This window comes from Thermostilla marina (genome assembly GCF_054657455.1).
In genome coordinates, this window is record NZ_BAAHYR010000001.1 from 2,996,258 (window position 1) to 3,022,007 (window position 25,750).

23 protein-coding genes and 2 tRNA genes are annotated in these 25,750 nt (G+C 60.1%); 7 read left to right on the forward strand and 18 right to left on the reverse strand.

What is annotated here, in order from left to right; all coding sequences use genetic code 11:
- Window positions 1–112: 112 nt before the first annotated feature.
- The 14 genes from ACYQ2I_RS10945 to ACYQ2I_RS11010 form a co-directional block, all read right to left on the reverse strand.
- A complete protein-coding gene (locus tag ACYQ2I_RS10945) occupies window positions 113–694 on the reverse strand; it encodes a sigma-70 family RNA polymerase sigma factor (RefSeq protein ID WP_460167053.1) in 582 nt (193 codons plus the stop codon).
- A gap of 395 nt (window positions 695–1,089) precedes the next feature.
- Complete coding sequence (locus ACYQ2I_RS10950) at window positions 1,090–2,052, reverse strand: EMC3/TMCO1 family protein (RefSeq protein WP_460167054.1); 963 nt, start codon at window positions 2,050–2,052, stop codon at window positions 1,090–1,092.
- On the reverse strand, window positions 2,000–3,073 hold the full coding sequence (locus ACYQ2I_RS10955) for an SAP domain-containing protein (RefSeq protein WP_460167055.1): 1,074 nt from the start codon (window positions 3,071–3,073) through the stop codon (window positions 2,000–2,002). Before ACYQ2I_RS10955 ends, ACYQ2I_RS10950 begins: the two co-directional genes overlap by 53 nt.
- 29 nt (window positions 3,074–3,102) lie before the next feature.
- On the reverse strand, window positions 3,103–4,128 hold the full coding sequence (locus ACYQ2I_RS10960; RefSeq protein ID WP_460167056.1) for an HTH domain-containing protein: 1,026 nt from the start codon (window positions 4,126–4,128) through the stop codon (window positions 3,103–3,105).
- Window positions 4,128–5,891, reverse strand: a complete 1,764-nt coding sequence (locus ACYQ2I_RS10965; RefSeq protein WP_460167057.1) for a restriction endonuclease subunit S — start codon at window positions 5,889–5,891, stop codon at window positions 4,128–4,130. Before ACYQ2I_RS10965 ends, ACYQ2I_RS10960 begins: the two co-directional genes overlap by 1 nt.
- 5 nt (window positions 5,892–5,896) lie before the next feature.
- Entirely contained in the window at window positions 5,897–6,205 is a 309-nt protein-coding gene (locus tag ACYQ2I_RS10970; RefSeq protein ID WP_460167058.1) for a GIY-YIG nuclease family protein, read from the reverse strand.
- Window positions 6,206–6,244: 39 nt separating this feature from the next.
- Complete coding sequence (locus ACYQ2I_RS10975; protein WP_460167059.1) at window positions 6,245–7,867, reverse strand: HsdM family class I SAM-dependent methyltransferase; 1,623 nt, start codon at window positions 7,865–7,867, stop codon at window positions 6,245–6,247.
- Entirely contained in the window at window positions 7,851–10,175 is a 2,325-nt protein-coding gene (locus ACYQ2I_RS10980) for a DEAD/DEAH box helicase family protein (protein WP_460167060.1), read from the reverse strand. The genes ACYQ2I_RS10975 and ACYQ2I_RS10980 overlap by 17 nt, the downstream gene beginning before the upstream one ends.
- 10 nt (window positions 10,176–10,185) lie before the next feature.
- Entirely contained in the window at window positions 10,186–10,401 is a 216-nt protein-coding gene (locus ACYQ2I_RS10985) for a helix-turn-helix domain-containing protein (RefSeq protein WP_460167061.1), read from the reverse strand.
- A gap of 447 nt (window positions 10,402–10,848) precedes the next feature.
- Window positions 10,849–11,442, reverse strand: a complete 594-nt coding sequence (locus ACYQ2I_RS10990; RefSeq protein ID WP_460167062.1) for a hypothetical protein — start codon at window positions 11,440–11,442, stop codon at window positions 10,849–10,851.
- Window positions 11,439–13,004: a recombinase family protein gene (locus ACYQ2I_RS10995; protein ID WP_460167063.1), complete on the reverse strand. Its 1,566-nt coding sequence runs from the start codon at window positions 13,002–13,004 to the stop codon at window positions 11,439–11,441. The genes ACYQ2I_RS10990 and ACYQ2I_RS10995 overlap by 4 nt, the downstream gene beginning before the upstream one ends.
- On the reverse strand, window positions 13,001–13,480 hold the full coding sequence (locus ACYQ2I_RS11000; protein WP_460167064.1) for a DUF2924 domain-containing protein: 480 nt from the start codon (window positions 13,478–13,480) through the stop codon (window positions 13,001–13,003). Before ACYQ2I_RS11000 ends, ACYQ2I_RS10995 begins: the two co-directional genes overlap by 4 nt.
- 759 nt (window positions 13,481–14,239) lie before the next feature.
- Window positions 14,240–14,313, reverse strand: a tRNA-Arg gene (locus tag ACYQ2I_RS11005).
- Between the two features lie 95 nt (window positions 14,314–14,408).
- Window positions 14,409–14,481, reverse strand: a tRNA-Ile gene (locus tag ACYQ2I_RS11010).
- A 412-nt stretch (window positions 14,482–14,893) separates the two neighbouring features.
- On the opposite strand from ACYQ2I_RS11010, the gene ACYQ2I_RS11015 reads away from it, so the two are divergent.
- The 6 genes from ACYQ2I_RS11015 to ACYQ2I_RS11040 all read left to right on the forward strand — a co-directional run bounded on the left by ACYQ2I_RS11015 (window position 14,894) and on the right by ACYQ2I_RS11040 (window position 22,402).
- The gene (locus ACYQ2I_RS11015) at window positions 14,894–16,141 is read left to right on the forward strand and encodes an MFS transporter (protein WP_460167065.1); all 1,248 of its coding nucleotides are present in this window, start codon (window positions 14,894–14,896) and stop codon (window positions 16,139–16,141) included.
- A 3-nt stretch (window positions 16,142–16,144) separates the two neighbouring features.
- Complete coding sequence (locus tag ACYQ2I_RS11020) at window positions 16,145–17,188, forward strand: Gfo/Idh/MocA family protein (protein ID WP_460167066.1); 1,044 nt, start codon at window positions 16,145–16,147, stop codon at window positions 17,186–17,188.
- 68 nt (window positions 17,189–17,256) lie between these two features.
- A complete protein-coding gene (locus ACYQ2I_RS11025; RefSeq protein ID WP_460167067.1) occupies window positions 17,257–18,306 on the forward strand; it encodes an isocitrate/isopropylmalate dehydrogenase family protein in 1,050 nt (349 codons plus the stop codon).
- A 41-nt stretch (window positions 18,307–18,347) separates the two neighbouring features.
- On the forward strand, window positions 18,348–18,983 hold the full coding sequence (locus ACYQ2I_RS11030) for a cyclase family protein (RefSeq protein ID WP_460167068.1): 636 nt from the start codon (window positions 18,348–18,350) through the stop codon (window positions 18,981–18,983).
- Between the two features lie 201 nt (window positions 18,984–19,184).
- Window positions 19,185–20,501 (forward strand): four-carbon acid sugar kinase family protein, encoded by a 1,317-nt coding sequence (locus tag ACYQ2I_RS11035; protein ID WP_460167069.1) that lies wholly within the window; start codon window positions 19,185–19,187, stop codon window positions 20,499–20,501.
- 176 nt (window positions 20,502–20,677) lie between these two features.
- Window positions 20,678–22,402, forward strand: a complete 1,725-nt coding sequence (locus tag ACYQ2I_RS11040; RefSeq protein ID WP_460167070.1) for an ATP-binding protein — start codon at window positions 20,678–20,680, stop codon at window positions 22,400–22,402.
- Window positions 22,403–22,447: 45 nt separating this feature from the next.
- On the opposite strand, the gene ACYQ2I_RS11045 is transcribed toward ACYQ2I_RS11040, so the two are convergent.
- Complete coding sequence (locus ACYQ2I_RS11045) at window positions 22,448–23,143, reverse strand: Dph6-related ATP pyrophosphatase (protein ID WP_460167071.1); 696 nt, start codon at window positions 23,141–23,143, stop codon at window positions 22,448–22,450.
- Between the two features lie 266 nt (window positions 23,144–23,409).
- On the opposite strand from ACYQ2I_RS11045, the gene ACYQ2I_RS11050 reads away from it, so the two are divergent.
- On the forward strand, window positions 23,410–23,616 hold the full coding sequence (locus ACYQ2I_RS11050) for a dodecin (RefSeq protein ID WP_460167072.1): 207 nt from the start codon (window positions 23,410–23,412) through the stop codon (window positions 23,614–23,616).
- Window positions 23,617–23,731: 115 nt separating this feature from the next.
- Here the strand turns inward: ACYQ2I_RS11050 and moaC are convergent, their stop codons facing one another.
- The 3 genes from moaC to nth all read right to left on the reverse strand — a co-directional run bounded on the left by moaC (window position 23,732) and on the right by nth (window position 25,600).
- Entirely contained in the window at window positions 23,732–24,235 is a 504-nt protein-coding gene (moaC, locus tag ACYQ2I_RS11055; protein ID WP_460167073.1) for a cyclic pyranopterin monophosphate synthase MoaC, read from the reverse strand.
- The gene (gene dcd, locus ACYQ2I_RS11060; RefSeq protein WP_460167074.1) at window positions 24,232–24,807 is read right to left on the reverse strand and encodes a dCTP deaminase; all 576 of its coding nucleotides are present in this window, start codon (window positions 24,805–24,807) and stop codon (window positions 24,232–24,234) included. Before dcd ends, moaC begins: the two co-directional genes overlap by 4 nt.
- Window positions 24,808–24,874: 67 nt before the next feature.
- Window positions 24,875–25,600 (reverse strand): endonuclease III, encoded by a 726-nt coding sequence (nth, locus tag ACYQ2I_RS11065; RefSeq protein ID WP_460167075.1) that lies wholly within the window; start codon window positions 25,598–25,600, stop codon window positions 24,875–24,877.
- Window positions 25,601–25,750: the final 150 nt, after the last annotated feature.

Consider the following 25,750-nt stretch of genomic DNA (forward strand, 5'->3'; position numbering starts at 1 on the left):
AAGGCGTCTTCGCCGAGCGAGCTTGCGTCGACCCGGCGAAGCCGCAAGTGATGAGAACGGCCGCCGGCTCTATCTCTTATGTATGCCGTTTGCGGCCGATCTGTCGGGCTTTTCAGCCCGTTTCCAGCCCGGCTTGCTCGAAGTACGCTCGGGCCTCTTCAAGGGCTTTGCGAACCTGGTGGCGGGAAATAGCCAACTCGCGGGCCACCGAGGCGACCGTGCCGGTCATCAGCCGCCGGCAGATGTCCCGCAGGTGCTCGGGCATCTGGGCCAGGGCATGCTCGATCGCTTCCTGTTGCTCCAGCCGCGAGAGCGGGTCTTCGGACTCCCTGCCCAGCCGCCGGGCGACGTCTTCCGACGAGACGGTGGCCGACAGCGGCTTGAGCCCCTCGCCGGTGGAGGTGTAGTCGTTCTCCAGAGAGAGCGGCCAGACACCATTGCCTCGCTTGCGCCGGTTGCGGCTCCGCAGCAGCATGGCCACCGCCCGCGAGACCACGCGGTTCAGGAAGGTCTCCAGAGAGGCCCGGGCCGGATCGAACCGCTCGGCCTTTTCGAGCACCGCCAGCCAGAGTTCCTGCTCGATGTCTTCCTGCTCGCTGGGACTGAAGTCCCTCCGGCGGCAAAGCTGGCGGGCCTTGGCCTGGATGAGCGCCTTGGCGTACTCGGTGACGACGAACTCTTTGTCTTGTGGCATGGCAACCTCCAAGACCGGAGGCTGTCTGCCACAGGGGTTCTCCCAAGCAAGACGCGGCGTCGCGGCACCACACCGCAACAGAAAGCACTCGCGCCCCTGGCGACCACCGGGCTCGGAGCCTCACGGTCGCCAACTGGGCGCCACAACACACGTGGCAATGCCACAAACCGCGTGGCATTTGAAAACGAGGAGAAGCGGATCAGAGCCGCAACCGAAAACGCCGTTTGCTGGCGATCCGGACCCGGCGGGCTTGACCCCTGCTTGCGCCCAGAAACGCTCCTCTTGCAAGTGCAAGCTCCGCCGGCACCTATAACGACAGCAGTTCCTTCGAGTGGGCCGACACATTACCGGCCCACCGATGACCGGCCGTTTTGGGGCTCGCCCCTTGGCAAGAATCAGGTCACCCACTCAATCGGGCGCTCAGGGGCGTACTTGAAGGAGAAACCCGAAGAAATCGAGATCCTGAGATGATGAGCCAGTGTCTTGTGTTCTCGCTCAATGCTGTCGATAGCACGGGAAACTGCCATGGACACTGACTTTCGGACCTTCTCCGCGTCAGTGCGTTCACGCTTGCGGCCGCCGAGGCCAGTGGCCCTACCAATTTCGGCCCCTAAAGCCTCCATCTCCGACTGAAGGCGATCAATGTGACCGAGGTCGTTGTGTCGCTTGGCATCCTCTAGCTCTTCTTGCAGTTCACGGAACCGCTTGCCATACTCCGCACGCGCCTGGTCATCGAGCACGGGCCCTGAGGTGCCGCCCGTGATTCTCGTGTCGATTCCTTCCGCAGCCGCCAACAGCATCACGGCTGGAATGTCGCGACCCGGCTCTGCCAAGAGCCGCGCGATGTAGAACAAGCCGCGGCTGTCCTGCATGAACACGGTTTCACCTTGGAACTTGAGCACCCACATTTGCCCGCGGCGCCGGAACACGCACTCGACCCGTGCGAGATCATCAAGCACCTTTTTGGCGTCGTCCTCGCATGGCTTGGGTCTAGCTAATGATCGAGCTGTCATGCGGTAAACGAAGATCCGTTTTGCATCACTCTCGAAAGGATGTTCGCAGATAGAACATTCAAAGTCATCCTCGTCTTCGATGGCCTCCTGAAAGGCATCCGCCGACATCAGGTTCTGGCAATGCTCGCACTCGACCATTTCTGCCTTGAATAATACTCCTTGCTCTACAAACAGATCGAGCACCCCCTCAACCTGGTTGCAGTCCGCATCGATAAGGCTGGCCAAGTCCCCAGGGCGCAGCGGCGCAGGTGAGAACATCTCCGAAAGCCGCGCGTCGACCTCCTCAACGACGTCAAATAGGTCTTGATGCTCGCGAGCTATGACTTCGGATTCGGGAAAGAACATATCGTACGGTTTGCTCGCCGTTCGGAGTCGGAAAATTGATACGATTGTGCTGCCCGATGATGATCACGTGGACTTCGGCTTCCAAGGGATTGTTGGCCGGGGGCGCCTCCACGTTTGGAAGCCAATAGAAGTTGCCCAAGTGCCCCACGCCGCTCTTGCGAATCGCGCCCAGCGCCGCGTCGATGGGTGCCTCACCGAGAAGCGGGTCTGCCGGGGATGCGCTCCTGCCCTCGAACCTCCGCCCTTGCAATGTGCGATAGTTGATCCCGTGCGAACGCGTTTCCCCCCTGCCGGCTTCTTCCAGCTCGTGAAGCCTCTTGATGGCGGGCCGCAGGTCGACGATCAGGAAACGGTTGATGTCCAGCCATCCCAGGACCAGATCAACGAACTCCTTTGCGACGTCTTCGTAGCGGAATCCGCTCGGAAGCTGCGAGATCTGCAGGAATGCCGTGTTGGCCACCAGGTCCCATTCAAACGCCACCAGAGTTCGCGCGACACGACGAACGAATGCCCGAAGTTCCACAGCGTCCCCCTCCTCGGTCGCTGTGGTACTATCGTACTCGGGAGTCCGCTCCCACCACTCCCGCTTCTTGACCGCTGCAACGCGGAGGCGGCGCCCGTCGTGCTGAATCGTAGACAGCTTCATTTCGTCGGGCAGCACCAGCGGAAGGGCGGCATTCAGGTACCGGCCAAGCCGATGCTTCTTGAGGAGGTTTTTCACCCAATCCTTGTTTCGCCAGCCAGCAATGGAGCTTCGCGGTCCCTGGTAAAGGTACACATGTTGCTTGCCCCAGGGGATCACCTCATCGAGAAACCGAACAATCGATGGAATCGACAAGGTTCCGTCCTTCAACGCCTCCTCGACGCGGCCACGGATTTCCTCCTTGGTGCCTGATTTCGGCAGATCGCAGCGGGCGAGGAACTCGCGGATCTGCGATTTCCTCAGCGCCAACAGATCTGTGACGATCTGTGCTTGTTCCTGGTCCGTGAAAGTAGGCGATGAAAGTGCCTTGCTACTCATATCGCCGGAAGCCCCAGCCAGTTTCGAAGTTACCTCTCGCTCCTTCCGCCAGCCGGCTCCTGTTCGTCCACCTCAAGGATGCCGTACGTCCGTCGCGCAACGCCGATTTCATACTCGGCCAGCAGTGCCACCAGTTGCTCGCCGTTCATCAGGGCCACAGGCACGGCATCTGGCCGGGCGGCTTCCTTGATCGCGCCGGCGCTAAAGTCGCTCGTGGTGATGATCAAGCCCTGCTCGTGGGCGCCCAGGCTGCCCCGGACTTGCTGCACAATCGGAGCCTGCACCCGGTTCCTCGGTTTCCATTTCTTCACCTGGACGGCCATGCGAGTGCGGATCACCTCTCCAACGACCAGCGTGCCGCGAACGTCGATGCCGCCATCGCCAGAACGTTTCGTAACTTCAATGTCTTCAAAGCCAATCTCGGCCAGCAACTGGGCAATCAGTTCCTCAAACTCTGTGGCGTCCATCGCCAGCACGCGTTTGTGAAGTGCCTGACGAACACGCCTGTTGTGCTGTTCGATCTCGAAGGCCAGCCCCTTGCCCATCCAGCGGGAAAGACCGACATAACCGCGCCCGTGTTGCACAAACCGCGACTGCTCGCCCCGCTGCTGCCGGCGGCGAATCTCGGTCAGTACCTGGGCGTACATCGTCGCCTCCGGCGTCCTGCCTTCGGTGGCGATCCAATTGTGTTCAAGCGCCTTGGCCGTGATGTCCCGGTAGTGCATCGGCCGCTTGTTGCCGAACTGCTCCAGAACCTTCTCGGCGGCGTCTGTGAAGGAATACTGCCCCTGCGGTTTCTTGCCCTTTTCCGGCGCCATGGGTGGCAATTCCACTCCGTCGCGGATGGTGAACGTATTGGGGCCGGTTTGGATGAATGGTGAATCGTCGCCGCGTTTCTTGATGTCGCTGTAGAGCTGAGCGGCCACGGTAGCATGCGGTGTCTTCCCCCGGGTCTGCCAGAGATTTTGAGCGAGAATCCGCTCGGTGATCTCCTGAGCGGTCAGCGGCCCACCCGCCTCGGTCAGCACCTGGATGGCGGCTTGTTTCACGCCCATTACTTGCCCCTCCGAGCGCGCGACGGGGTCTTCTTCGTTGTTTTCTTCTTCGCCGTCTTCTTGCGCAGGCGGCTTTTCCTGGCATAGGTCGGGTATCTGTCGTACACCGTCTTCAGCAACCGGTTGTGCCCCAGCTCGCCGTACTGGTCGAGAATGGCCGCCACATCGGCACGCAGGTCCTCGGGCAACTGCCCCAGGGCCTCCTCCGCCCGGGCAACGTCCGCAACCGCGATGCGGGTCTTTTCCTCCTCGGTGTCCTCGTCGATCGTGATAAGCCCCTGGGAGCGCAGTTGCTCGAGGTCCGAGTAGAGCTCCTTGGCAAACGGGCCGTAGTGGTAGGGCACGAACTGGTAGAAACGTCGCCGGCCGTTGGCCTCCATCTGGAGCAGGAACACGTATTTCATCAGGGCCGTGACCAGCACCGGCGACCGGTTGCGCCGGGCGGCTTCGGCCAACAGGGCCAGTACGGTCAGCCGGGGTAAGGCCTCGTACAAGTGCTGGGCCGCCGCAATCTGCTCTGCATTGGCCGCCTCCCACTCGGCAGTCAGCTCGCCAGTGAAGGCGCGCGCCATCAATGATCTGAGGGAGTACTCGTCGATCGCGGTTGCGTCCATATACCGCTGTCGCGTCTCTCGCAGAGCGCGGACTTGATCTACAAATGCCTTCTGCACCGGTATCGGGGGCAGGATAACATCGAGTGCCCGGACACGAGCGTGGTTGAATCCGGTTTGTGCCGAACCGGGCGCGTTCAAGATGATGTGTTGATACCAAGGTGTGGCAAGAAGATACGCAAGGTACTCCCCTGTGATTTTCGATGGCGACGGTCTAATGATACAAACATGTTGGTTCACAACCGCCGGAGGTATGTCTTCCGGGGCGAACGCAACTCGTCCAATCGAAGCACCCGTGATGTTAAGCAACACGTCGCCCGGCTCTACGCGCACACGTGACATCTCTTCAAAGATCGATGCCGGTAGATGAGCACAGTCGTCGAGGGACAGCTCCAGCATCCGGACATTCTGACTTCGCAGCAACAAGGGCCCATCTGCTACGTAGTTTCTCGCTCCACCACGAGGCGTGTAACCACTGGTCACGAGAGTCGTGACGTTGCCAAGCGGTGTTTTCGAGTAGCCGCAGGGATTGCTCGTCGGATCGCCGAACGTGTAGTGAAATATTGACGGTAGGATTGCATCGAGAATCTCGGACGCGCTCAAGCGTTTCCGGCGAATCTCGTCGGCCTTCTGGAGAATCTCCACGATCCGCTCCTGGACCGGAAGCGGCGGCACAGGAATCTGTAGGGACTCCCAGAAGATACGGGGCACCCGTTGTCGGCCGGAAGTACCAGTAAAGCTAGCAACGGCGGCGTCAATAACCAGCCGCTGTCGGACAAAATAGAAGAGGAACTCAGGCAACACGTCCGAATGGGGTCGAAGGACGTAGAACTCGGACGAACCAAACGCCAAGTCGCCGGGAACTCCCCTGACCAAGGCGGACTTGCCATTCTGCACGCAGGGCGTGATCTTCGCGAACAGGACATCGCCGTTACGGAATTTGGTTCTTCCGCTGCGGCAGGAAGCCAACCGGACCATCCTCGGGCTGCGTAGTGTTCCGGCGAATTCGTCGATGTCCGCCATTTCATAGAGCGGCACCATCGGGTCGCTGGGGTCGCCCGCCGGCAACGCCTCTCGCGGATTGACCATCACCGCCTTGGCCAGCGGGACGGCCTCCCACCGACTTCCCGAAGGTTGCCGTTTTGCCCTCATGCCACTCACCGTTCCCCGCACGGTGGATTGTATCGAGCCCGGATTTCCTGCTCGATGGACACACGCCCGGCCGACTGAAGATGAGGGGTATAATAGGCCGCCACCATCAGCGTGCCAGCGCAGTTCCACTGCCAGCAGTCCTTCCGGTCATGGTTTTCCACGCGCGTCCTGATCTGGGCAGACTCGCCCACATCCACCACGTCATACTTGCCGTCGTGGGAGCAGAGAATGGCATAGACCCCGGCCCGGTCGTCAAGCTGCGCTGTGTTGCTATACGGCCCTTCGAACGTGTACTGGCCGATCCTGATACTCATAGGCCTTCTCCTTTACTGAGTGCCTGGAAGCGAATCGAGTTATGTGCTTGTCGTCGCCTCGTTGATTCCTCCGTTGGCGTTCGAGACCAACCCTAGCAAATCCTGGAGATCGGTCTTGATGTCTTCTTCCAGTTCCAGCAGCCGATTGATGAGGACCTCCGGCTTCTCGTGCTCGACCGCCTCCGCCTGGTGGGGGCAGTAGCGCCCGGCCGTAAGGTTGTAGTCGGTCTGGCGGATTTGCTCGACGGTGGCCCACCAGGACTTGTCACTTTCGAATTGTGTGAGGTCGTCCGATTTTACGATGGCCCGCACACCGCCGGATCTCTCGTGCTGCCAACGATAGGGCCACAAGGAAACCATGTGATCGAGATCGCCGTCGGTGTCGAAGTCGGGCAAAGGGCGACGGGTGGCCCCCAGATCGCGGCCGTCGCTCTCCACACGATAGAACCAGACGCGAGAGGTCCGCACGTCGTCGCGGCCCAGCGGCCGGCGGAAGACGACGATGCTGGTTTTCGCACCGCTGTACGGGTTGAAGACGCCGTTGGGCAGGCTGAGGACGGCCAAGACCTCGAACTCTTCGACCAGCCGGCGGCAGATCTTGCGGAGCATCTTCTTGGAGTCGAACAGCAGCCCCTCCTTGAGCACAACGGCTGCTCGCCCACCCGGCCTGAGAGCATTCATCATGTGCTGGATGAACAGCGCTTCGTACAGCTTGATGTGGTAGGTGAACTGGGCGGTCCGCTCCTGTTTGGTCGGACCGAAAGGTGGATTGGCCAGGATGATGTCGTACTTGCCCTTGCGGATGTCCTGGGCCTTGTTCGACAGGCTGTCGTCGTTCTGGAGGCGACTGGAACCGTCCTGGTGGAGGATCATGTTGATCAGAGCCAGTTTGAAGACCAGCGGGACGTGCTCGACGCCGAACAGGTGCCGCTCCTTCAGCTCGCGCAGCATCCGCTCCTTTTCCACGGCGGAGATCCGTTTGCGGCGAATCAGGTCGCGGACGTACTCGAACGAACGGACAATAAAACCGCCTGTCCCGCAGGCGGGGTCGTAGATCGTCTCACCGATTTGGGGCTCGATGATCTGGACCATGCGGTCCACGATGTGGCGCGGGGTGAAGTACTCGGCGAACTCTTTGTTCTGACCAAACCGCTGCAGCAGATACTCGTAGGCCCGGCCGAAGATATCGTAGCGTTCGCCCTCGCCGAAGCCTCGGGCCATGATCTCACGGAGATTCAGCTCCCGCAGACGCGAGACCAGGGCGCGGATCGTGGTGGTGTAGCGCAGACGGAAGACGGTGTCTTTGAACAGCCGCTGCACGTCGGCGGCGGAGCGGTGGGTGGATTTGAGCGTTGCCAGGTCGGCAAACATCTGCCGGCAGAAATCGACGGAACTGTCGAACCCGTGCTGTTTGGCGTAGCCGTCCGGGTCGTCGGCCCACTTGTGGAATCGGTAGATTTTGGGAATAAGGGCTTGGTCGTCGGGAAGCGTTGTGCCGGCAGCTTCCTCGTGTTCCAGTTGGATTTCGTCCCAGAGCTTCAGAAAGAGAAACAGACTGAACGTTTCCAATCGCTCTGTAGCATGGAGGGCGTCATCGCGGAAGACGTTGGCGATCTCCCAAAGCTCGTCGCCGAACTGATTGAAATCAGGTGTATTGCTCATTTGTTGCCTCCTCTACGGGTGTCCCTGTCTCCAGGGCCAGGGCTTCGTCGGCCAGGCTCAGAAGCTTGTCCAGCCCGCCGAATAGCGCCTTGATCCGCAGTAGCCCGCCCGCTTGTTCGAGCAAGTGGCTTCGCAGAACTTGCTCAGGTGTGATATCCGGCTTTGCACGTTTAAAGTCGCACACCATGAGAACGATCTCCCGCTGGTCGCGGTTGAGGTTCTTTTCCAGCGCCCACTTCTCGAACTCTCTCCTGCGGTGGAGCGTTTCGAAGTCTGCCTCGCCCGTCGCCACGGCGATGAAGTCCTCGAGCGTCGCTTCCGGCTCTCCATAGAGGTCCCGAAGCGCGGAGAGATCGAACCCCATAGTGGCCAGGAAGGAGTGGTCCGGGGTCGTGGGCCCCTTGAAGTAGCGCCAGCAGAGGATAGTCTGCGCAAAGCGCTGCCTGAGGCCCTCGCGCTCCAGGCCGGCTTTGAGTTGGGCCTCGACCTGGCGGCGGAGTTGTTCGAGGATGGCAGGCGAAATGGTCTCGGAGAAGACCAGGTGGACGGGCACGTCGGCAATGACCATCTCTTGTTCGGTGCCGCGCGGGCCGCGCCCGCCTTCGCCACCCTCGCCGCGGCCTTCTCGCTCGCCGGCGATGACTTCTTCCTCTTCCTGCTCGAGAGGCTCATCCACGACGCCGGGCGTGTCGTTGGTGATCGCCGGTTCGAGCCGGGTGATGTCCACGAAATCGACGAGCTTGTAGATTTCCTTGCCTGTCTCCCTGCACTTACGAGTGCCGCGACCCTTCATCTGGACGTAGAGCACCTTGGACTTGGTGGGCCGGGCCATCAGCAAGACCTCGACATCAGGCGCGTCGATGCCCGTGTCGAGCATGCCCACGCCAACAAGAACGATGGGCCGGGGGGCCATATTGGGGTCCTTGTGGGCCTGATCGATGATCGCCTTCCGTTCGGCTGGCCCAGTGACGCGCTGGAACTCCTCGATCAGGTCCCGCGCGCCGGGCATCTCGTTGTGCACGGCGACGATGAAACGTTCAGCAGCCGCGTCGTTCTTGGGCAGGTTGTTCAGTTCGTTGTATTTCTCGATCAGCGCATAACGAAGGTTCTTCGCGTGGGCTATGGAGGCCGCGAAGACGATGGTCTTGACTGGCTGGCGAGTGCCGAGAATCTCAAAATACTTCTCGGCGATGAGTTCGTTGCGCTGCGGAACATCCACGGCGCGGCCCAACTGCTCCGGCTCGTAGTCGAAGCCCATGTCGTGAACGCCTTCTATGTCCACATTGGTGTGAAACTTGAAGTGAATGCATTGCGCAAGGCGCTCCCATTCGGGCACCTCGGCGTTCGTTTCGGCTTGCCGTATCGTGTAGCGGTAGATCGGTCCGCGGTACTGCCCAAGGTCGGTGAAGAAACGATCTGTGTTGACCGTTTCCTTGTCGGCCGGGGTAGCCGTCAGGCCAAGAAGGATCGCCCCGCCTTGGGCAAAATGGTCCAGCACACCGTACCAGTCGCCGAAGTACGAGCGGTGGCATTCATCCAGGATCACTATGCTGAAATGGTCTTGGGGATAGGACTTGTACTTTTCGCGCACTGCCAGATGCTGCACGGTGGTCACGAGTACGTCGCGGTGTCGGTCCTCGGGGCCACCCGTGGCCCGGCCGATGTCAAAGTTGTCGCCGAGATGGGTCTTGAACTTTTTGACGGTTTGCATCGCCAAGGCGTCCCGGTCGACGAGAAACAGCGCCCGGCGAATCAACCCAACCGACCAAAGCTTGGCAATAACCCCGGCGGCGGTAATGGTCTTCCCCGTCCCGGTGGCCATCTGGAGGTACATTCGGCGTCGGCCAGCCTGAACAGCCCCCAATACCTGGGAGACAGCAACGCGCTGATAGTCCCGAAGCGTACCGTTCAACTCAGTCGCTTGAGGGCGGAAAAACTCGCCGAACTCGGCTGGCGTCGGAAAGGCGGTTATTTTTTCTGGGAGGGTGTTGGCCTTGAGGTTTTGTCGCAGAAAGACCTGGCCGTCGCTGGCGAACAAGAGCGGCACGTCGTGGCCGGTGTTCTTCCAGTAGGTCCGGGCATAGCCTTTCGCCTGGTCCAGGGCGGCCCAAAGGTCTTTACCCGGCTTCTTCGCTTCGAGGATGGCAACCACTCTCCCATCCTGAAGGAAAACCCGATCGGCTTCTTCGCCGTCCAGGTGCTCGCGCCAACGCTTCCGCGTGACGTCGAAATCAGTCACGTCCCATCCGCGCTCCCCAAGGTGCTTCTCGATCAGCAGTTCGGCTTCGTCTTCGTTGATCGGTCGCATGGGCGCATCCTCATCGCACGCTGGGCAGATGGCGATCAAGCAAACCCACACCTTCATCCCCCAGCTCGCGGGCCGCTTCCTCCAGCCGTTGAACTGCCAGGGGCGATGGCTTGGCCCGGCCGTTCTCCCAGCGGTTGAGCGTTGCGAAGCTCACACCAAGCTTGGCCGCAAACTTCTCCTGCGTAAGCCCTAGCTTCCTACGCAGCTTGCGGACAAGCAAGGACATCTGTTTCTTCGTGCTCACGAGGCTCTCCCCACCAATTCCCCGGACAACCCGTAAAGGGGGCTCTCATACTCTATAGCGTATGACCGGCCGCAGCGCTGTCAAGTGGGAAGGTAAAGCAGGCCACACCCGGTTGGCCCGAATAAGGTTTCCGGACTCCGGCCGCAGCGCTGTCAAGTGGGAAGGTAAAGCAGGGGACCCACGACTGGGGAATGAAAAGCCGGACCACGGGGGCCGGTTATCGAGGGGCATTCGTTGACGCGGCAAGTCTGCGAAGCTCCGCCGCCTGGCGTTCCAGACGCTCGGCCAGACGGGTCAGCTCTTCGGCAGTCGCCGGTCCCAGGCAGGACAGGCCAAACGGCAGCGTCGCGCCCCGTGCGTCAACCGGACTTTTGTAGTGTACATCCACAAGGTCACAGCCCCCAAAGCCCGCCCCGGGGCGAAACACGATCACCGTTCCAACGATATTCTCGCAACGCGGGTCATGGGGATTCTGATGGATGATGACGCGGTCCCCTGGTTGTAGCCGGAAACTTGATCGACTCTTTCCCATTTCCAATTCCTTTTCTGACGGTCCTTTGCCGGTGGTCCGAGCGTAGATCCCCGGGCGGCGTGGTCAGCGAGCGAGACCTCGGACGCGTCCCCGGACTCGGCCGAGCGGAGTTCGCGCCACATTGCCCGCTGTTTGCGCCAGTCGAGAATCGCTGCGATGGATCGCACATCGCGCTCGGTGATTGGGTCGCGGCCCTGGGTGACGGGCGGCAGAAAGAGCAGCTCTTCCTGGATGTCGGGGGCAAGATGGAGAAGCTGCATTACCTGGGTAATCCGCGGCTGGGTGACATGGGCGAGCCGGGCAAGCTCGGTCGTGTTCCGCACCACGCCTTCCCGTAGCAGGCGATCGAACTGGATCGCCAGGGCCATCACCCGAGACACACGCGGCACGCGGCCGAGCGGCAGCAGTGGCTCCAATGCCGGTTTGTCCGCCAGCCGTTTCCGGCCCCGGGCACTGCGGGTGAAGACGACCTGCTTGGTCACTGTGATCATGCCGCACCTGCCGGTTGCTTGCGGGCCAAGGCCTTGATGGCCGTCGGATGGAACGATACCGCCACCGTGCTTTGGGCCGCGTCGAACTCGACGCGGGCCACCAGCAAGGCCACCAGTTGTGCCTGTTCCCGCGGGCTCAAAGCGTTCCAGGCGCCGTCGAAGTCGGCCAGGGCGGTGTCGATGTCGGCGGCGGTCAGTCGGTCTTGCTCGTGCTTTTGGAGCTGATGCTGGACCTCCCGCAGCCGTGTCTCACACTGGGCAATGCGGTCGTGGAGTTCCGCCATTTGGTCGGGAGCCGGCGCTGCTGCGTTCCGGGCCAGCCGGCGGAGCTCCGCGTGGTGCCGGCCCAGTTCGCGCCGTAGCCCGCGTTCTTCTGTGAGGAGTGCAGCCCGCTCGGCCTCGAACTGCTCCCGGGCTTGCCGGAGCACTTCGGCCCGCAAAGTGCGGTCGCAGCCAATGGCCCGAATCTCGTCGATCACGACCCGCTCGATTTCGCCGGCGGGCAACGAGGGAGAAGGGCACGCCTTGCGCCCGTTCTGGATGGCCCGGGTGCAGGTGTAATAGCGGTAACGCCGCTGCCTTTTGCAGGTGAACGTGTGGGTCATGGCCCGGCCGCAGGCCTTGCAGTACAGCAAGCCCCGAAGCAGGGCCCCGTATTTGTTCCGCACTGCCACGCCGCCCGAGCGGCCGTTGTGCCGCAGCGTGGCCTGGACCTGCTGGAACAGCTCGGCGTCGACGATCGGCTCGTGTTCGCCTTCGTGCAGTTCCGTCTTGTACTTGATCTTGCCGACGTACAGCGGGTTGGTCAGCAGGGCGTACAAAGAACCCTTGTCGAACGGCCGGCCACCTTTCAGCTCACCCCGACGGGTCTTCCACACCTTGTTGTGCCACCCGCGGCGAGCAAGCTCCTCCACTACCGGTAGCAAAGACCCCAGCGACAAGTAGAGCCGAAGGATTTCCCGGACTCGGGTCGCTTCCTGGGCGTTGACCACCAGGCGCGGACGGCCACCCGAGCGGTCGACGTCGTAGCCGAGGATCGGCGTGCCGCCGGTCCATTTGCCCTTGCGGCGGGTGGCGGCGATCTTGTCGCGGATTCGCTCGCCGATGATCTCCCGCTCGAACTGGGCGAACGACAAAAGCACGTTGAGCACCAGCCGGCCCATCGACGTGGCCGTGTTGAACTGCTGGGTAACGGAAACGAACGACACGCCCTTCCGCTCGAAGATCTCCATGAGCCGGGCGAAATCCAAGAGGCTCCGGCTCAGCCGGTCCACCTTGTAGACGACCACGCAATCGACTTTGCCTGCCTCAATGTCGGCTAAGAGGTGCCGCAGGGCCGGTCGGTCCAGATTGCCGCCGGTAAAACCGCCGTCATCGTAGCGGTCGGCAAGGAAGGTCCAGCCTTCCCCGGCTTGGCTGCGGATGAACGCCTCGGCCGCCTCCCGCTGGGCATCCAGGGAGTTGAACTCCTGGTCGAGGCCCTCGTCGGTGGACTTGCGGGTGTAGATGGCGCAGCGAATGCAGGTCGCTGCCGGCTGGGTCGAGTGTTTTCTGCGGCTCACCTCTTGCCCTCCAGACGAAAGAAGCGATATCCATTGATGTGGCTCCCGGTGATCGCCTTGGCCACCGCCGAGAGCGACGGGTAGCGCCGGCCCTCGAACTCGAAGCCGTCGGCCAGTACCAGGACCTGAAGCACACGACCCTTGTACCGACGCACGATCGCGGTGCCGGGCGGCGGCAGCCGGTGATCGAGTTTTGGCTGGCTGGCCGTCACCACCTCGCCCACTTGGGGCAAGCGGCGGGCCTTGGGCGCCATGACCCGAAGCTGGGTGCCCTTGGCCAATTCCTCCGCCCGGCGACGAGCGCGGTCGCTCAGGTCGCCTTCGACAAGAGCTTGGAGCTTCCAGGCGATCTTACGGACCAGATACGCGCGATTCCAAGAGCGGGTCGGCTCGCCGAACAATTCCGCGTACCGCCGGGCAAGCTCGCCGGTGGTCATCCGGCAAAGCGCGGCAAGTTCTTTCTCTACGTCGGGCATGATAGACCGTCTCCGAAGTTTCAAGCGCAACGGCCCGGTGCAGCGATTGGCAACCGAGCAGCCCTACCGGGGCTCAAGGCACAGTGAGCCTCGGATTTTCCGAAAGCTCAAGGCCCTGGGGGAAGAGTTTGGGCGGCTTTTCCGGCCCGCGGCGAACCGCCAGATGAGCGGTGTGGCACCGCGATGGCGTTATGATCGGCGCCCGGGCGCGAGTTCCGCAGATAGCGGGCCACGCCCCGGGCCAAGATGGCGGCCACTTGCGCAAGCCGCTCCTTCGGCGTCAGTTTCCGTGGCAATCGATCCGGCATTGCGACAGGCTCCATGATGAGGTCACCTGCCGTTTATATATGCCGTTTGCGCCGCAAGTGTCGCGATTTTGCGAGGTTCTTGCTTCCCGCCCGCTCAAGAAGAGACACGCGCGCGATGTCTCTAGACCATAAACGCCCGGTTGACTTTTCCCAACCACCGGCGGTTTAGAATGGGCGCGACCTGACGATTTAGGATGGATTCTAAATCCCCGGTTGGCGGCAGGGGAGAGACACCGAGACTTGCGGAGCAGGTGCTCGCACCCGAGCCGCGCCCAGCCGTCCAAAGAGCGCCGCGGCCTTGCTGGCAGAGACAGACCGAGACGCACGGCCAGTTGCAACCTATTGCGAAAAAAGGCCTTACGTCGCGTCGGAGAAACGCCGCTCCCTGACGGTCCCGGCTCGGGAAGCATCTAAACCCCGGGTAGCAGGCTTTGCGGCGCGTGTGGAAAGGTACGCCCGGGAGGACTCGAACCTCCAACCTGCGGATTAGAAGTCCGCTGCTCTATCCAGTTGAGCTACGAGCGCTTGTCGTTGGTCGCCCTCGCCGATCGGGTGAGCTGTGCCCGCACGCGAGCACGAGCCCCGGCGAGTCGCTGTCCGCTCACCAAGGCGAAATGCAATAGGCCCGGAGGGATTCGAACCCCCGACCAAGGGATTATGAGTCCCCTGCTCTAACCGCTGAGCTACGGGCCCGTCACGGTTCCTCTGCGCGGCCCGAACCGGCTGTTCTCTTGCTCACCCAAATGACGGGTGCCAAACAGGTCTTTGAATTTTTGATTGTAGCCCTCTGGTCGAACTGCGCGAAGCGAGCCGCAACACAAGCGACTGAAGGAACAACCGCCGACGAGAAACAGGAATCGCTAGAAAACCACCCACCGTTTCTCGGTGGTTCGTCGGGTTGACACGTGCGCCCAAATCGTCTCGCCCCACGAGCTTGCGATTGCATTGTACACAATACCATACACCGGAAACGGCAGTCGATGGGCGGGACTTGTCTCCAGTACCGTGACGTGTTCTATTGATACGCCGTTAAGCATTCCTGTTTTTCGCACCGGGTACGTCGCTTGATCTGCCGGCGTATCGAGACGTCGAAAGGTTCCGGTTCATGCGCAAACGACATCTGCTTTTGCTCGGCACCTTCTTGCTGTCGATGTTGTTGTACGTCGACCGGGCGTGCATCTCGACGGCCAAAGAACACATTTTGGCCGACCTTGGTTTTGACGACAAGTTGTGGGGGTGGATCCTCGGTGTGTTCGCCCTAGGGTACGCCTTGTGCCAAGTGCCGGCAGGCGCGTTGGCAGATCGTTTTGGCCCCCGTCGCGTTTTGGCCGGGGTAGTTGCGTTTTGGTCGATTTTCACGGCCGCTACCGGCGCGGCATGGAACTTCGTTTCCATGCTGGCTTTCCGGTTGTTGTTCGGGGCAGGTGAAGCGGGTGCCTTTCCCGGCGCTTCGCGAGCGTACTTTTCATGGATCCCCTCCCAAGAACGCGGGCTGGCGCAGGGTATCACGTTTTCGGGCTCTCGGATCGGAGCGGCCGTCACGATGCCGCTGATGCCGTTGCTCATCAATGCCGTGGGGTGGCGGGAAACGTTCTTTTTGTTGGGAGCAGCGGGAATCGGTTGGTCGGTTTTCTGGTGGCTGTGGTTTCGCGACGATCCGGAAGAACATCCGACGATTTCCGAAGAAGAAAAGGCGTACATTCTTGCCAACCGCCAGCAACCGAGCGAGGCTGCGGGCAAATCGTTGTCCCCGAGTACGCTCTTCGGTTCGGCGAATATGTGGCTGGCGATGCTCCAGTACATTTGCTCGAACTTTACTTTCTACTTTGCGATCGGCTGGTCTTTTCCGTACGTGAAAAAGACGTTCGAACTCAGCGCGTTTCAGGCAGGCATCTGGTCCGGCATTCCGTTGCTATGCGGAGCCTTGGGCAATTGGGTCAGCGGCGGCTTGGTCGACAGGCTGTATCGCGCGGGCTTTCTGCGAGGTTCGCGGCGTTTTCCCGCGGCGTTGGGGTTTGTGTTGGCGGCGGCCGGAATTGCGGGAACCGCCCAAGCCGACACCGCCGCCATGTATTGCCTGTGGCTTTCCGTCGCGATTTTCGGTGCCGACATGACGTTGAGTCCCTCGTGGGCCTTTTCGATCGACATCGGGCGAGAACACGCGGGCACCGTCTCGGGAACGATGAACATGGCCGGGAATCTTGCCGCCTTCCTGACGATGCTTGCTTTTCCGTATCTTCAAGCATGGACACACAGCCACAAACCCTATTTTTATCTGGCCGCGGTCTTGAACCTTGCCGCCGCGGGAATGTGGTATCTGACACGCCCCGACAAACCGTTGGAGGAGTATTGATCGATGGCAAAGCTACACGGCGTTTGCGTCGGCGCGGGATACTTCAGTAAGTTTCAATACGAGGCCTGGAATCGCATCCCCGAAGTCGAAATCACGGCGATGTGCAATCGCAATATCGACCGGGCGAAACCGATCATGGAAGAATTCGGCATTCCGCGGCACTACGTCGATTACCGCGAGATGCTGGAAAAGGAAAAGCCCGATTTCGTCGATATTATCACGCCGCCCGATACGCATCTGGAAATGTGCCGCATTGCGGCCGAGATGGGCATCCACATCATCTGTCAAAAACCGTTGGCCCCCACCTTCGACGAGGCCAAGGAAATCGTCGCTCTGACGGATCGGGCAGGCGTTCGCTTCATGGTTCACGAGAACTTTCGTTTTCAGCCGTGGCACCGGGAGATCAAGCGCCTACTAACGGCCGGTGCCATCGGAGATCGGCTGCACTCGCTCTACTTTCGCATGCGCATGGGTGATGGATGGGGTGAAGACGCTTACCTCGGTCGCCAGCCGTACTTTCGCACGATGCCGAAATTGTTGGTATTCGAGACAGGTGTTCATTTCATCGACACCTTTCGCTATTTGGCCGGTGAGGTCGAAGGCGTGTTCAGCAAGTTGCGAAAACTGAACCCCGTCATCGCAGGTGAAGATGCCGGCGTGATCGTGTTCGAGTTTGCGTCCGGCGCCGTCGGCATTTGGGATGCAAATCGCTACAATGAGTCGAATGATCCCGATCCCCGCTATACGTTCGGCGAGTTCTTGGTCGAAGGCAATGGCGGTTCGATTCGGCTGTACACCGACGGGCGTTTGACCATCCAGCCGCTGGGTGAGCCGGAGCGTGATCATGCGTATCGCCACGAACGGCGCAATTTCTCGGGCGATTGTGTTTACGTCACACAGAGACATTTTGTTGATTGTATGCACTCCGGCGCACCGTTTGAGACGAACGGACATGACTATTTGAAAACGTTGGCCGTGCAAGAGGCCGTTTACCGATCTGCCGAAACCGGTCTTCCGCAAAGAAACCTCGCGGCATCTGCTTCATGACGGCCTTTCGCGGCACGGCCCCCGCAAATCACACTACGAACAGGCAATCATTTGGGAGAACTGGCAACGTGAGCAAGACGTATCGAATTGCTGTAGTTCCCGGGGATGGAATCGGTCACGAGATTGTGCCTGCGGCATTGGAAGTAATGCACGCGGCAATCGAACCGACCGGCAACGGTTTGGAGGCCACGTCGTTCCCATTCGGCGCGGGGCATTATAAGGCACACGGCTGTTTCATGCCGGAAGACGGCCTCGAACAATTGCGCCCCTTCGATGCGATACTTTTTGGGGCCGTGGGGCTGCCGGATGTCGACGACCGCTTGCCTGCCAAAGAGTACACGTTCAAGGTTCGTTGCGGTTTTCGACAGTACGTCAACTACCGCCCGTGCAAACGCCTGAAGGCGATTCCCGGACCGTTGCGATCCGACGAGCCGTTCGACTTCGTCATCATCCGTGAGAACAACGAGGGCGAATTCATCCTGACGGGATCGGTGCATCATCCGGAGGCCCCCGAGGGTTTCGCCACGCAACTCAGCGTGTTCACCCGCAAGGGGATCGAACAGGTTGCCCGGTACGCCTTTGGATTGGCCAAATCCCGCAGGGGTAAACTCACGAACGTCACAAAGTCAAATACCTTGATTCACAGCTTGGCTTACTGGGATCGTGTGATCCGCGAGGTGAGCGAAGAGTTTCCCGAGGTCGAATACGAAAAGATGTACGTCGACGCCGCGGCCGCCAACATGGTGTTGCATCCGGAACGGTTCGACGTCATTTTGACGACAAACATGATCGGCGACATTCTCAGCGACTTAGGCGGCGCACTCGTCGGGAGCTTAGGGCTGGCCCCCAGCGGCAACATTAATCCCGAACGCGAGTACCCGTCGATGTTCGAGCCGATTCACGGTTCGGCACCGGACATTGCGGGCAAGGGAATCGCTAATCCCGTGGGCGCCATCGAATCGGGTGCCTTGTTGCTGGAGCATCTGGGCGAAAAGGACGCCGCCGCCCGGATTCACCACGCGGTGTGCCGCGCGTTGGAAGACGGTATTCGCACGCCGGATTTGGGCGGCGACGCCACGACCGCCGGTTTCGCTCGCGAAGTCGTGGCTCGGCTGTGACCTCGGCCCAACGAAGGCTCGCATGACCAGAGATCGAAGCTATGCGCCGAATCATCGACCTTACGCTCCCCATAAAACCCGGCATGCGGGGATTCTCCCCCGAAGTTGCTTCACGCATCATCCCTGACGGTTGGAACGCAACGAACTACACGATCTATTCGCATTGCGGAACGCACATGGATGCGCCGTGTCATTTCGTCGAGGGAGCCGCATCCATCGACAGTGTCTCACTGGAAGCGTGCATCGGAAATGCCGTCCTTGTGGACGTAACCCCGGTCGAACCCAAAGAGTCGATCGGCCCCGAACGTCTGGCAACGGCAGCCGACCGCATTACGCCCGGAAGCCGCGTGATTCTGCGCACCGATTGGCATCGCCGAGTCGGTTCGCCGGAATATCGTGACGCTCTTCCGCGCGTCAGCCGAGAGCTGGCGGAATGGTTCGTCGAACGAAAGCTTGCGTTACTTGGCGTTGAACCGCCTTCCGTGGCCGACGTGCACAATATCGAAGAAGTCACCGCCGTGCATCAAGTGCTGCTGAAAGCCGGAATCGTCATCGTCGAAGGCTTGGCCCATCTCGACGAAATTCCCGGCGACACATTTGAATTGATCGTGCTGCCGCTTCGCATCCCCGAAGGTGACGGTTCGCCGGTACGAGCGTTAGCCCTTGTCGACGATTGACCGAAAGCCGTTTTCACACGATGAGCGTGCCTTGAGCCCTTCCCCCAATCAATACTGTCTGTTTGCTAATTTTGGGCCCTGTGTAATACCTGCATTGTCATGTCTACCGACGGTCCCCAAGTTCGAGGCGTATCTTTCCCGGAACGGATTCGTTCGTTGCCGCCGGTACCCGACGACGTCGACTGGGCGGACGTTCGGTCAATGCTGCTCACGTCGAAACGGCGCATCGTCGTCTTGGACGATGACCCTACCGGCACGCAGACCGTCCGGGATTTGCCCGTCTTGACCGAATGGTCTGTCGAGGCCCTTGTTCGGGAATTCGAAACCGATACTCCGGTCTTCTACATCCTCACAAACTCACGCAGCTTGCCGGAATCGAAGGCGGTTGCCTTGAACCGAAACATCGCGACGGCGCTTCGAGAGGCTTCTCGCCGCACCGGTACCGCATTCAGTGTCGTCAGCCGCAGCGATTCGACCTTGCGGGGTCATTTTCCTGCGGAACTGGACGCATTGGAATCGGTACTGGGAAAGCCCGACGGGCGCTTGATTTGCCCCTATTTCGAAGAAGGGGGACGCTACACGATCGAAGACGTTCACTATGTTCGCGAGGGCGACTATCTGATTCCCGCCTCGGAGACGCCATTTGCCGCCGATCCCGCGTTCGGCTACCGAAACTCGAATTTACGTGAATGGATTGCCGAAAAAAGCAGCGGCAAGATTTCGGCGGAATCCATCGTCTCGCTCTCCCTCGAAACGATTCGAACTAAACCGCTCGAGTCGATTACAACAGTTTTGGAGGGCCTCTCGGACGGTCGACATTGCATCATCAACGCAGCTTGTCCGCAGGACGTACTACGAACGGCTGCGGCAATTCACCGCGCCGAAGCCAACGGCAAGCGGTTCCTGTTCCGTAGCGCCGCCTCGATTGTCGCCGCGTTGGCGGGCATCCCCCCGGCACCACCGTTGGACAAGCAGGTCTTCCACGCCTCAGAGGGGGCCGGTGTGCTGATCATCGTCGGTTCCTATGTTCCCAAGACGACGTCCCAACTCGAGGTTCTTCGGAAAAAAGTCGATTGTGCCGCTTTCGAACTAAATGTGGATCAGGTACTCGACGAATCCAGACGAGACAAGCTGATCAGCGAGATCGTCGATCGATGCCGGGCGCCGCTTGCGGCCGACCGACCGGTGATCGTCTACACAAGCCGGCAGCGTCCGAAAGATCAGGGAGAAAAAAGCCTGCGAGTCGGTAAGATCGTCTCCGATAGTCTTATCGAGGTCGTGCGGCGAGTGCAGTGCCGTCCGCGGGTTCTAATCGCCAAGGGAGGCATTACCTCGAGCGACACGGCGACAGCCGGTTGCGGCATCCGTCGCGGTTGGGTGCTGGGACAAATTATACCGGGAGTACCGGTCTGGCGTTGCGGCCGGGAAACCCGGTTCCCCGGTATGCCGTTGGTCGTGTTTCCCGGCAATGTGGGTGATGAAAACGCCCTTGCCGAAGCGGTTCTGCGGACTTTATAACACCCGGTGCTTTCCCACTTCGGTGGAGTCGCTATACCGAATACGGTACAATCGACACGAACGTGCCGAGAATCGAAATACCCATCCCCGGAGATTCTGCGTCCGCCTTCATTTTCTCGACCGGCGGGTCGCATGATTCACCCGGTCTAGAATGTTTGCGAACGGAGTGCCGCGCCGTGCCGTCGCTGTTCGTCATTCGAGGAAACGACCAAGGAACGCGTGTGGAGCTGAACGCGCCCGTCGTAAGCATCGGGCGCGACGCCTCGAACGTGCTACAACTTCATGACACGCAGGTCTCACGGCGTCACGCCGAAATTCGACGCGTCGATGATCGCTATCAAATCGTCGACCTGAACAGTTCCAACGGCACGTTCGTCAATGGAAAGCGGATCACCGAGCAATGGCTCGTCAGCGGAGATCAACTTCAGTTCGGTCGCACGCTCGTCCTGTTCACGCGACCGACCGAGGAAAGCCCCGAAGACCTTTCGGCGGTCGTGAACATCGCCTCTCCGCAAGATACCGGCGACCGCTCCCAGATCATCAGCTCGATTCCGCAAGAAGAAGGCAGTCGCATCTTTTCGGCGGAACTTCCGCATGCCGATACCTGGACGGCGAGGGCACGCAGCAATCTGCAGGTGATGTACCGGATCGCCATGGCGATCAGCCATACCCTCGACATCGACCAGCTCCTGAATCGCATCATGGAGCTGATTTTCGAGTGGGTCGAGGCCGATCGCGGCTGCATCATGCTGATCGATCCCGACACCGATGAGCTCGTTCCCAAGGTACGGCGTACGCGGCAGGGAATTTCGGCCGAGGACAAAATCATCATCTCGAAGACGATCCTCGATTACGTCCGCGAAAATAACGAAGGTGTACTGACGAGCGATGCCCGCGAAGACGAACGCTGGACCGAGGCAGCCAGCATCGTGCAAGCCGGCATCCGTGAAGCCATTTGCGTGCCGATGCAAGGCCGTTACGGTGTGGTCGGCGTCATTTACATCGACACGTCGATGTCTCCTCAAGAGGTGTTGCGCCGCGGCAGCACGAAGAAATTCACGACCGACCATCTGAAGCTAATGGTGGCAATCGGTCATCAAGCCGCCTTGGCCGTCGAAGACACCCACTACTACTCGGCCATGGTGCAAGCCGAACGTCTGGCGGCAATCGGGCAAACGATCGCCATGCTCTCGCACCACATCAAGAACATCCTGCAAGGAATTCGCGGCGGCAGTTATCTCATTCAATTGGGACTCGACAAGCACGACGAAGAACTCATTCGCAAAGGCTGGAACATCGTCGAGAAGAACCAGAATCGCATTTCGTCGCTGGTCCTCGACATGCTCACGTTCAGCAAAGAGCGTGAACCCGATTTGCGCCCCGCCGATTGGAACGAAACGATCGCCGACGTCGTCGAGTTGATGCACTCCCGCGCGCAGGAAAACAACGTCGAATTGACCTCGTCTCTGGCGAACGACATCCCGGAACTCGTCTTCGATCCCGAGGCCGTGCATCGCGCCGTGCTCAACCTGGTTACCAACGCCATCGATGCAGCAGCCGAACTCGAGGATCGTCAAGGCCGCGTCCACGTGGCGACGGACTACAGCGCGTCGGCACGACGTGTGTATGCGATCGTGGAAGACAACGGGCCGGGCATTCCGCCCGAGCTCCTCGACAAACTGTTCAACCCCTTCGTGTCCATGAAAAAAGGGGTAAGAGGCACAGGCCTAGGGCTCCCCGTTAGTCAGAAGATCGTCCGCGAGCACGGCGGCGAGATCCGCGTCGAAAGCGAACCGGACCACGGCACGCGCTTCGTTATCGAGATCCCTGCCGTTCGGCCCAGTAGTGACAGTCCGCGAGAAACGGGATCGCACACGCAGGCATCGTCGACACCGGAATGACGCACGTTTCCCTTCCGCTCCATGTTCGCAGGCGGCTAGCCCTTATCACTTTTCCGATCCACCACAGCCCGCACCGGCCGGAACAACATCCGCGAACCAGAAGCCGTCACGTTCCAAAGTCTTTCCCACCTCAACCGGTATCGGTCGGGAAAAGGCCGGACCGTCAAGACAAAAAGTGTGAAATTCTCCGTTTTCGCCGCATGGATCGACATCCGCCGGCAATGCGGCTAGGAAGCCCTCGTCGTACATCCGTCCCGCATATTCGCCGGGCAATCGTCTTGGATCGACACACGTGACGACCGCCCTCGTTCCCGCGACCACCATTTCCCGTGCCAGTTCCGAAGTTCCTTCGCGGCCGCACCACACCGGAAACAATGGTTCGATTCCGCTTCCGTTCATCATTTGCTGACGGTACCGGCGGATGTCCTCTAGAAACAAATCCCCGAAAGCAACGTGCGTCACCTTCTCGGCTCGTGCCCGCTCGAGCGCAGCGGTCATGCGATGCTCGTACTCTTCGTTCGCACAAGGGTGCGGCAGGTTCACAGGCCAAAGGGGCAAACCGACGGCTTCGGCCTGAAGCTCAACGAGCCGTTTTCGAACGGCATGCATCGCGACGCGATCGAATTCTTCGTTGAACGTCGTCAGCAAACCGACGACTTCACAGTCGGGCATTTTCCGGAGCCGATACAATGCCCAGGCCGCGTCCTTACCGGAACTCCAGGATAATAGTACTCGCTGCATTGTTTACCCCAGAAACGCTTGCGCCTCTTTGCGAAACGACTGCTTTTTCGGTTCGTGTGCCGCGTGTCCCCGCCACGCTCACCGGTCTGTGAATGGGATGCAAGGGAACCGCCGAACCGTCTACCTACTTGGCGAGCGATGTTTTTCCGCTACAATTCGGCAGTGCCTCAGCCGACTGTCGATCACGCGTATTGCCGCCGTTTGTGGAACTTTGTCGGCAGGTACGAGTGCGATTGTCAACTACAAGGGCAAAAGGGAGAGAATTGATGGCCGATAGCGTTTTCAAAAAGGTCGAAGTCGTCGGAACGTCCACCGTTTCACTGAGCGACGCAATCCAGAAAGCCGTTGCCAAGGTAGCCGAGACCGAAGCGAAGCCGAGTTGGTTCGAAGTCGTCGAACAGCGTGGAGCGATTGCCGACGGGAAGGTTCTGCAATTCCAGGTCACGCTGCGAGTGGGCTGCAAGATCGAGTAGGCCGCTCAAACCGGCAACCGGCACAGCGAACTCGATCGCCCGGATCGGGTTCGCTGTCCAATCCGGGTGGTGGCGCCGTTCACTGATCTGACAATTACCGCGCCGAACCGGTCTTTTATTCTCTGTCGCTTCGCAGGAAATGTCCTGATCGGCCGCCCGATTTCTCCTCCAGTCGCACCGCGTCGATCTCCATCCCGCGATCGACAGCCTTGCACATGTCGTAAATCGTCAGTGCGGCCACGGAAACGGCCGTCAACGCCTCCATTTCGACGCCCGTCTTCGCCGACGTGACCGCCGTCGCCTCGATGCGTACGGTGCGGTCGTCCGGAAAGTCGAAGCCGATCTGCAACGAATCGAGGGGAACATTGTGACATAGAGGAATCAAGCGACTGGTTTCTTTGCCCGCCATGATTCCTGCAAGTCGGGCAACCGCAAGCACGTCCCCTTTGCTCATGTCCCCCTGCCGAATCTTCTCGAGCGTCTCCGGTTGCATGCGAACGGTTCCCGACGCGAGGGCGATGCGCCGCGTCACGGCCTTGTCGCCCACATCAACCATCCGAGCGGCACCTCGCTCGTCGAAGTGCGTGAGTTCTTGCTCTCGTCGTCCGTCGCGACTCATTGCATTTCCTCGTACTCGTTGAACGGCACGTGGCGACGACAATCTTTCACGCCCGGGTTCAGTTCCTTGAACAGCAGGCTGGGCTGGATGTCGGTGTTGTTTTGATACTTTTCGCTGGCGTATTCTGCGTATTCGCCGCGGATGTCATGATAGAAGATCTGGCATATCTGGACGCCTGCATAAATGCGCACCGGTTGCACGGCAAACATTTCCAACGTCCAGTACCCGCGGAATCCGACATCGCCGAACCCGGCCGTCACATGCACGAAGAGTCCCAAACGGCCGATCGACGACCTCCCCTCGATCATCGGCACGAATCCCCGCGTGGCCGTGTGCTCGGCCGTTCGTCCCAAGTAGAGCTGATTGGGCGTCAAGACGAGCCCTTCTTCGGGAATCTTGATCCGTTTGAATCGATTGGGGCGGCGCATGTCGAGCACGACCTCATCGTACACCAACAGTTCGTCGTGCAACGTAAGATTGTAGCTGTTCGGATTCAGGTTCTCGCGTCGAAAAGGTTCGATGATAATGTTCTTTCCGAGGTTCGCCTCAATTTCTTTTCCGGACAAGATCATCGCCGCTTCCCCTTTCCTAGCGTTGCTCGATTTGTTCGCTGCGCCGAGCCTACCTTTGCTTCCAAGCTCAGGTTTCGACACCGATCCGAGGACAAAAATCGTTCATCGGACAGGTTTCGCACTTCGGCTTGCGGGCGGCGCAATGTTTTCGCCCGTGGCGGATCATTCGATGACTAAAGTCGATCCATTCGCTTTCCGGCAACAGGTTCATCAAGTCTTGCTCGACCTTTTCGGGATCCGTGTTCTCGGTCAATCCGAGACGACGACTGATCCGCCCCACGTGGGTATCGACGACGACGCCGGTCGGCAAACCGAACGCCGTACCGAGCACGACGTTCGCCGTTTTGCGCCCGACCCCTGGAAGCTTCACCAATGCGTCGAGCGAACGAGGCACTTTACCTCCGTGTTCTTCGGCGAGCGTACGACAACACGCCTGAATGTTTTTGGCCTTGTTGCGATAGAACCCCGTGCTCTTGATATCTTCCTCCAACTCTTCCAAAGGCGCGCGGGCATAATCTTCGGCCGACCGATACTTTTTGAAAAGATCGGCGGTCACAATATTCACACGCTCATCGGTACATTGAGCGGACAAGATCGTGGCAATAAGCAACTCGAGCGGATTCCTGAATCGCAACGAACACGTTGCGTCCGGGAATTCCTTCTCCAACACGCGGCAAACCTTGCGCACGTAGGATGCCGACACTTTCGCCGGACGATCGGCAGATTCACCTGCTTTCGATCCCGTTTTCCCTTTCGGGGACGGCTTCGCCTGTTTCGGTTTTTTCTTGGCCATGCTCGTCGGTCGCTTATGACGCCCCAAACAATTGAAGACGGATCCAGCCCCGCTGGAAAACTTCGGTGCCCAAGCCGGTCACTACTTCCGGGTGCCGCGCAGCATCCTTGATCCGGTACCCCAATCTGTCGCATTTTACCGGGAATCAGC

Excerpts from the sequence above, each read along its gene's own strand:
- ACYQ2I_RS10945 (WP_460167053.1), bottom strand. The coding sequence starts at position 694 with ATGCCACAAGACAAAGAGTTCGTCGTCACCGAGTACGCCAAGGCGCTC.
- ACYQ2I_RS10950 (WP_460167054.1), bottom strand. The coding sequence starts at position 2,052 with ATGTTCTTTCCCGAATCCGAAGTCATAGCTCGCGAGCATCAAGACCTA.
- ACYQ2I_RS10955 (WP_460167055.1), bottom strand. The coding sequence starts at position 3,073 with ATGAGTAGCAAGGCACTTTCATCGCCTACTTTCACGGACCAGGAACAA.
- ACYQ2I_RS10960 (WP_460167056.1), bottom strand. The coding sequence starts at position 4,128 with ATGGGCGTGAAACAAGCCGCCATCCAGGTGCTGACCGAGGCGGGTGGG.
- ACYQ2I_RS10965 (WP_460167057.1), bottom strand. The coding sequence starts at position 5,891 with ATGAGGGCAAAACGGCAACCTTCGGGAAGTCGGTGGGAGGCCGTCCCG.
- ACYQ2I_RS10970 (WP_460167058.1), bottom strand. The coding sequence starts at position 6,205 with ATGAGTATCAGGATCGGCCAGTACACGTTCGAAGGGCCGTATAGCAAC.
- ACYQ2I_RS10975 (WP_460167059.1), bottom strand. The coding sequence starts at position 7,867 with ATGAGCAATACACCTGATTTCAATCAGTTCGGCGACGAGCTTTGGGAG.
- ACYQ2I_RS10980 (WP_460167060.1), bottom strand. The coding sequence starts at position 10,175 with ATGCGACCGATCAACGAAGACGAAGCCGAACTGCTGATCGAGAAGCAC.
- ACYQ2I_RS10985 (WP_460167061.1), bottom strand. The coding sequence starts at position 10,401 with ATGTCCTTGCTTGTCCGCAAGCTGCGTAGGAAGCTAGGGCTTACGCAG.
- ACYQ2I_RS10990 (WP_460167062.1), bottom strand. The coding sequence starts at position 11,442 with ATGATCACAGTGACCAAGCAGGTCGTCTTCACCCGCAGTGCCCGGGGC.
- ACYQ2I_RS11000 (WP_460167064.1), bottom strand. The coding sequence starts at position 13,480 with ATGCCCGACGTAGAGAAAGAACTTGCCGCGCTTTGCCGGATGACCACC.
- ACYQ2I_RS11015 (WP_460167065.1), top strand. The coding sequence starts at position 14,894 with ATGCGCAAACGACATCTGCTTTTGCTCGGCACCTTCTTGCTGTCGATG.
- ACYQ2I_RS11020 (WP_460167066.1), top strand. The coding sequence starts at position 16,145 with ATGGCAAAGCTACACGGCGTTTGCGTCGGCGCGGGATACTTCAGTAAG.
- ACYQ2I_RS11030 (WP_460167068.1), top strand. The coding sequence starts at position 18,348 with ATGCGCCGAATCATCGACCTTACGCTCCCCATAAAACCCGGCATGCGG.
- ACYQ2I_RS11035 (WP_460167069.1), top strand. The coding sequence starts at position 19,185 with ATGCTGCTCACGTCGAAACGGCGCATCGTCGTCTTGGACGATGACCCT.
- ACYQ2I_RS11045 (WP_460167071.1), bottom strand. The coding sequence starts at position 23,143 with ATGCAGCGAGTACTATTATCCTGGAGTTCCGGTAAGGACGCGGCCTGG.
- ACYQ2I_RS11050 (WP_460167072.1), top strand. The coding sequence starts at position 23,410 with ATGGCCGATAGCGTTTTCAAAAAGGTCGAAGTCGTCGGAACGTCCACC.
- moaC (WP_460167073.1), bottom strand. The coding sequence starts at position 24,235 with ATGAGTCGCGACGGACGACGAGAGCAAGAACTCACGCACTTCGACGAG.
- dcd (WP_460167074.1), bottom strand. The coding sequence starts at position 24,807 with ATGATCTTGTCCGGAAAAGAAATTGAGGCGAACCTCGGAAAGAACATT.
- nth (WP_460167075.1), bottom strand. The coding sequence starts at position 25,600 with ATGGCCAAGAAAAAACCGAAACAGGCGAAGCCGTCCCCGAAAGGGAAA.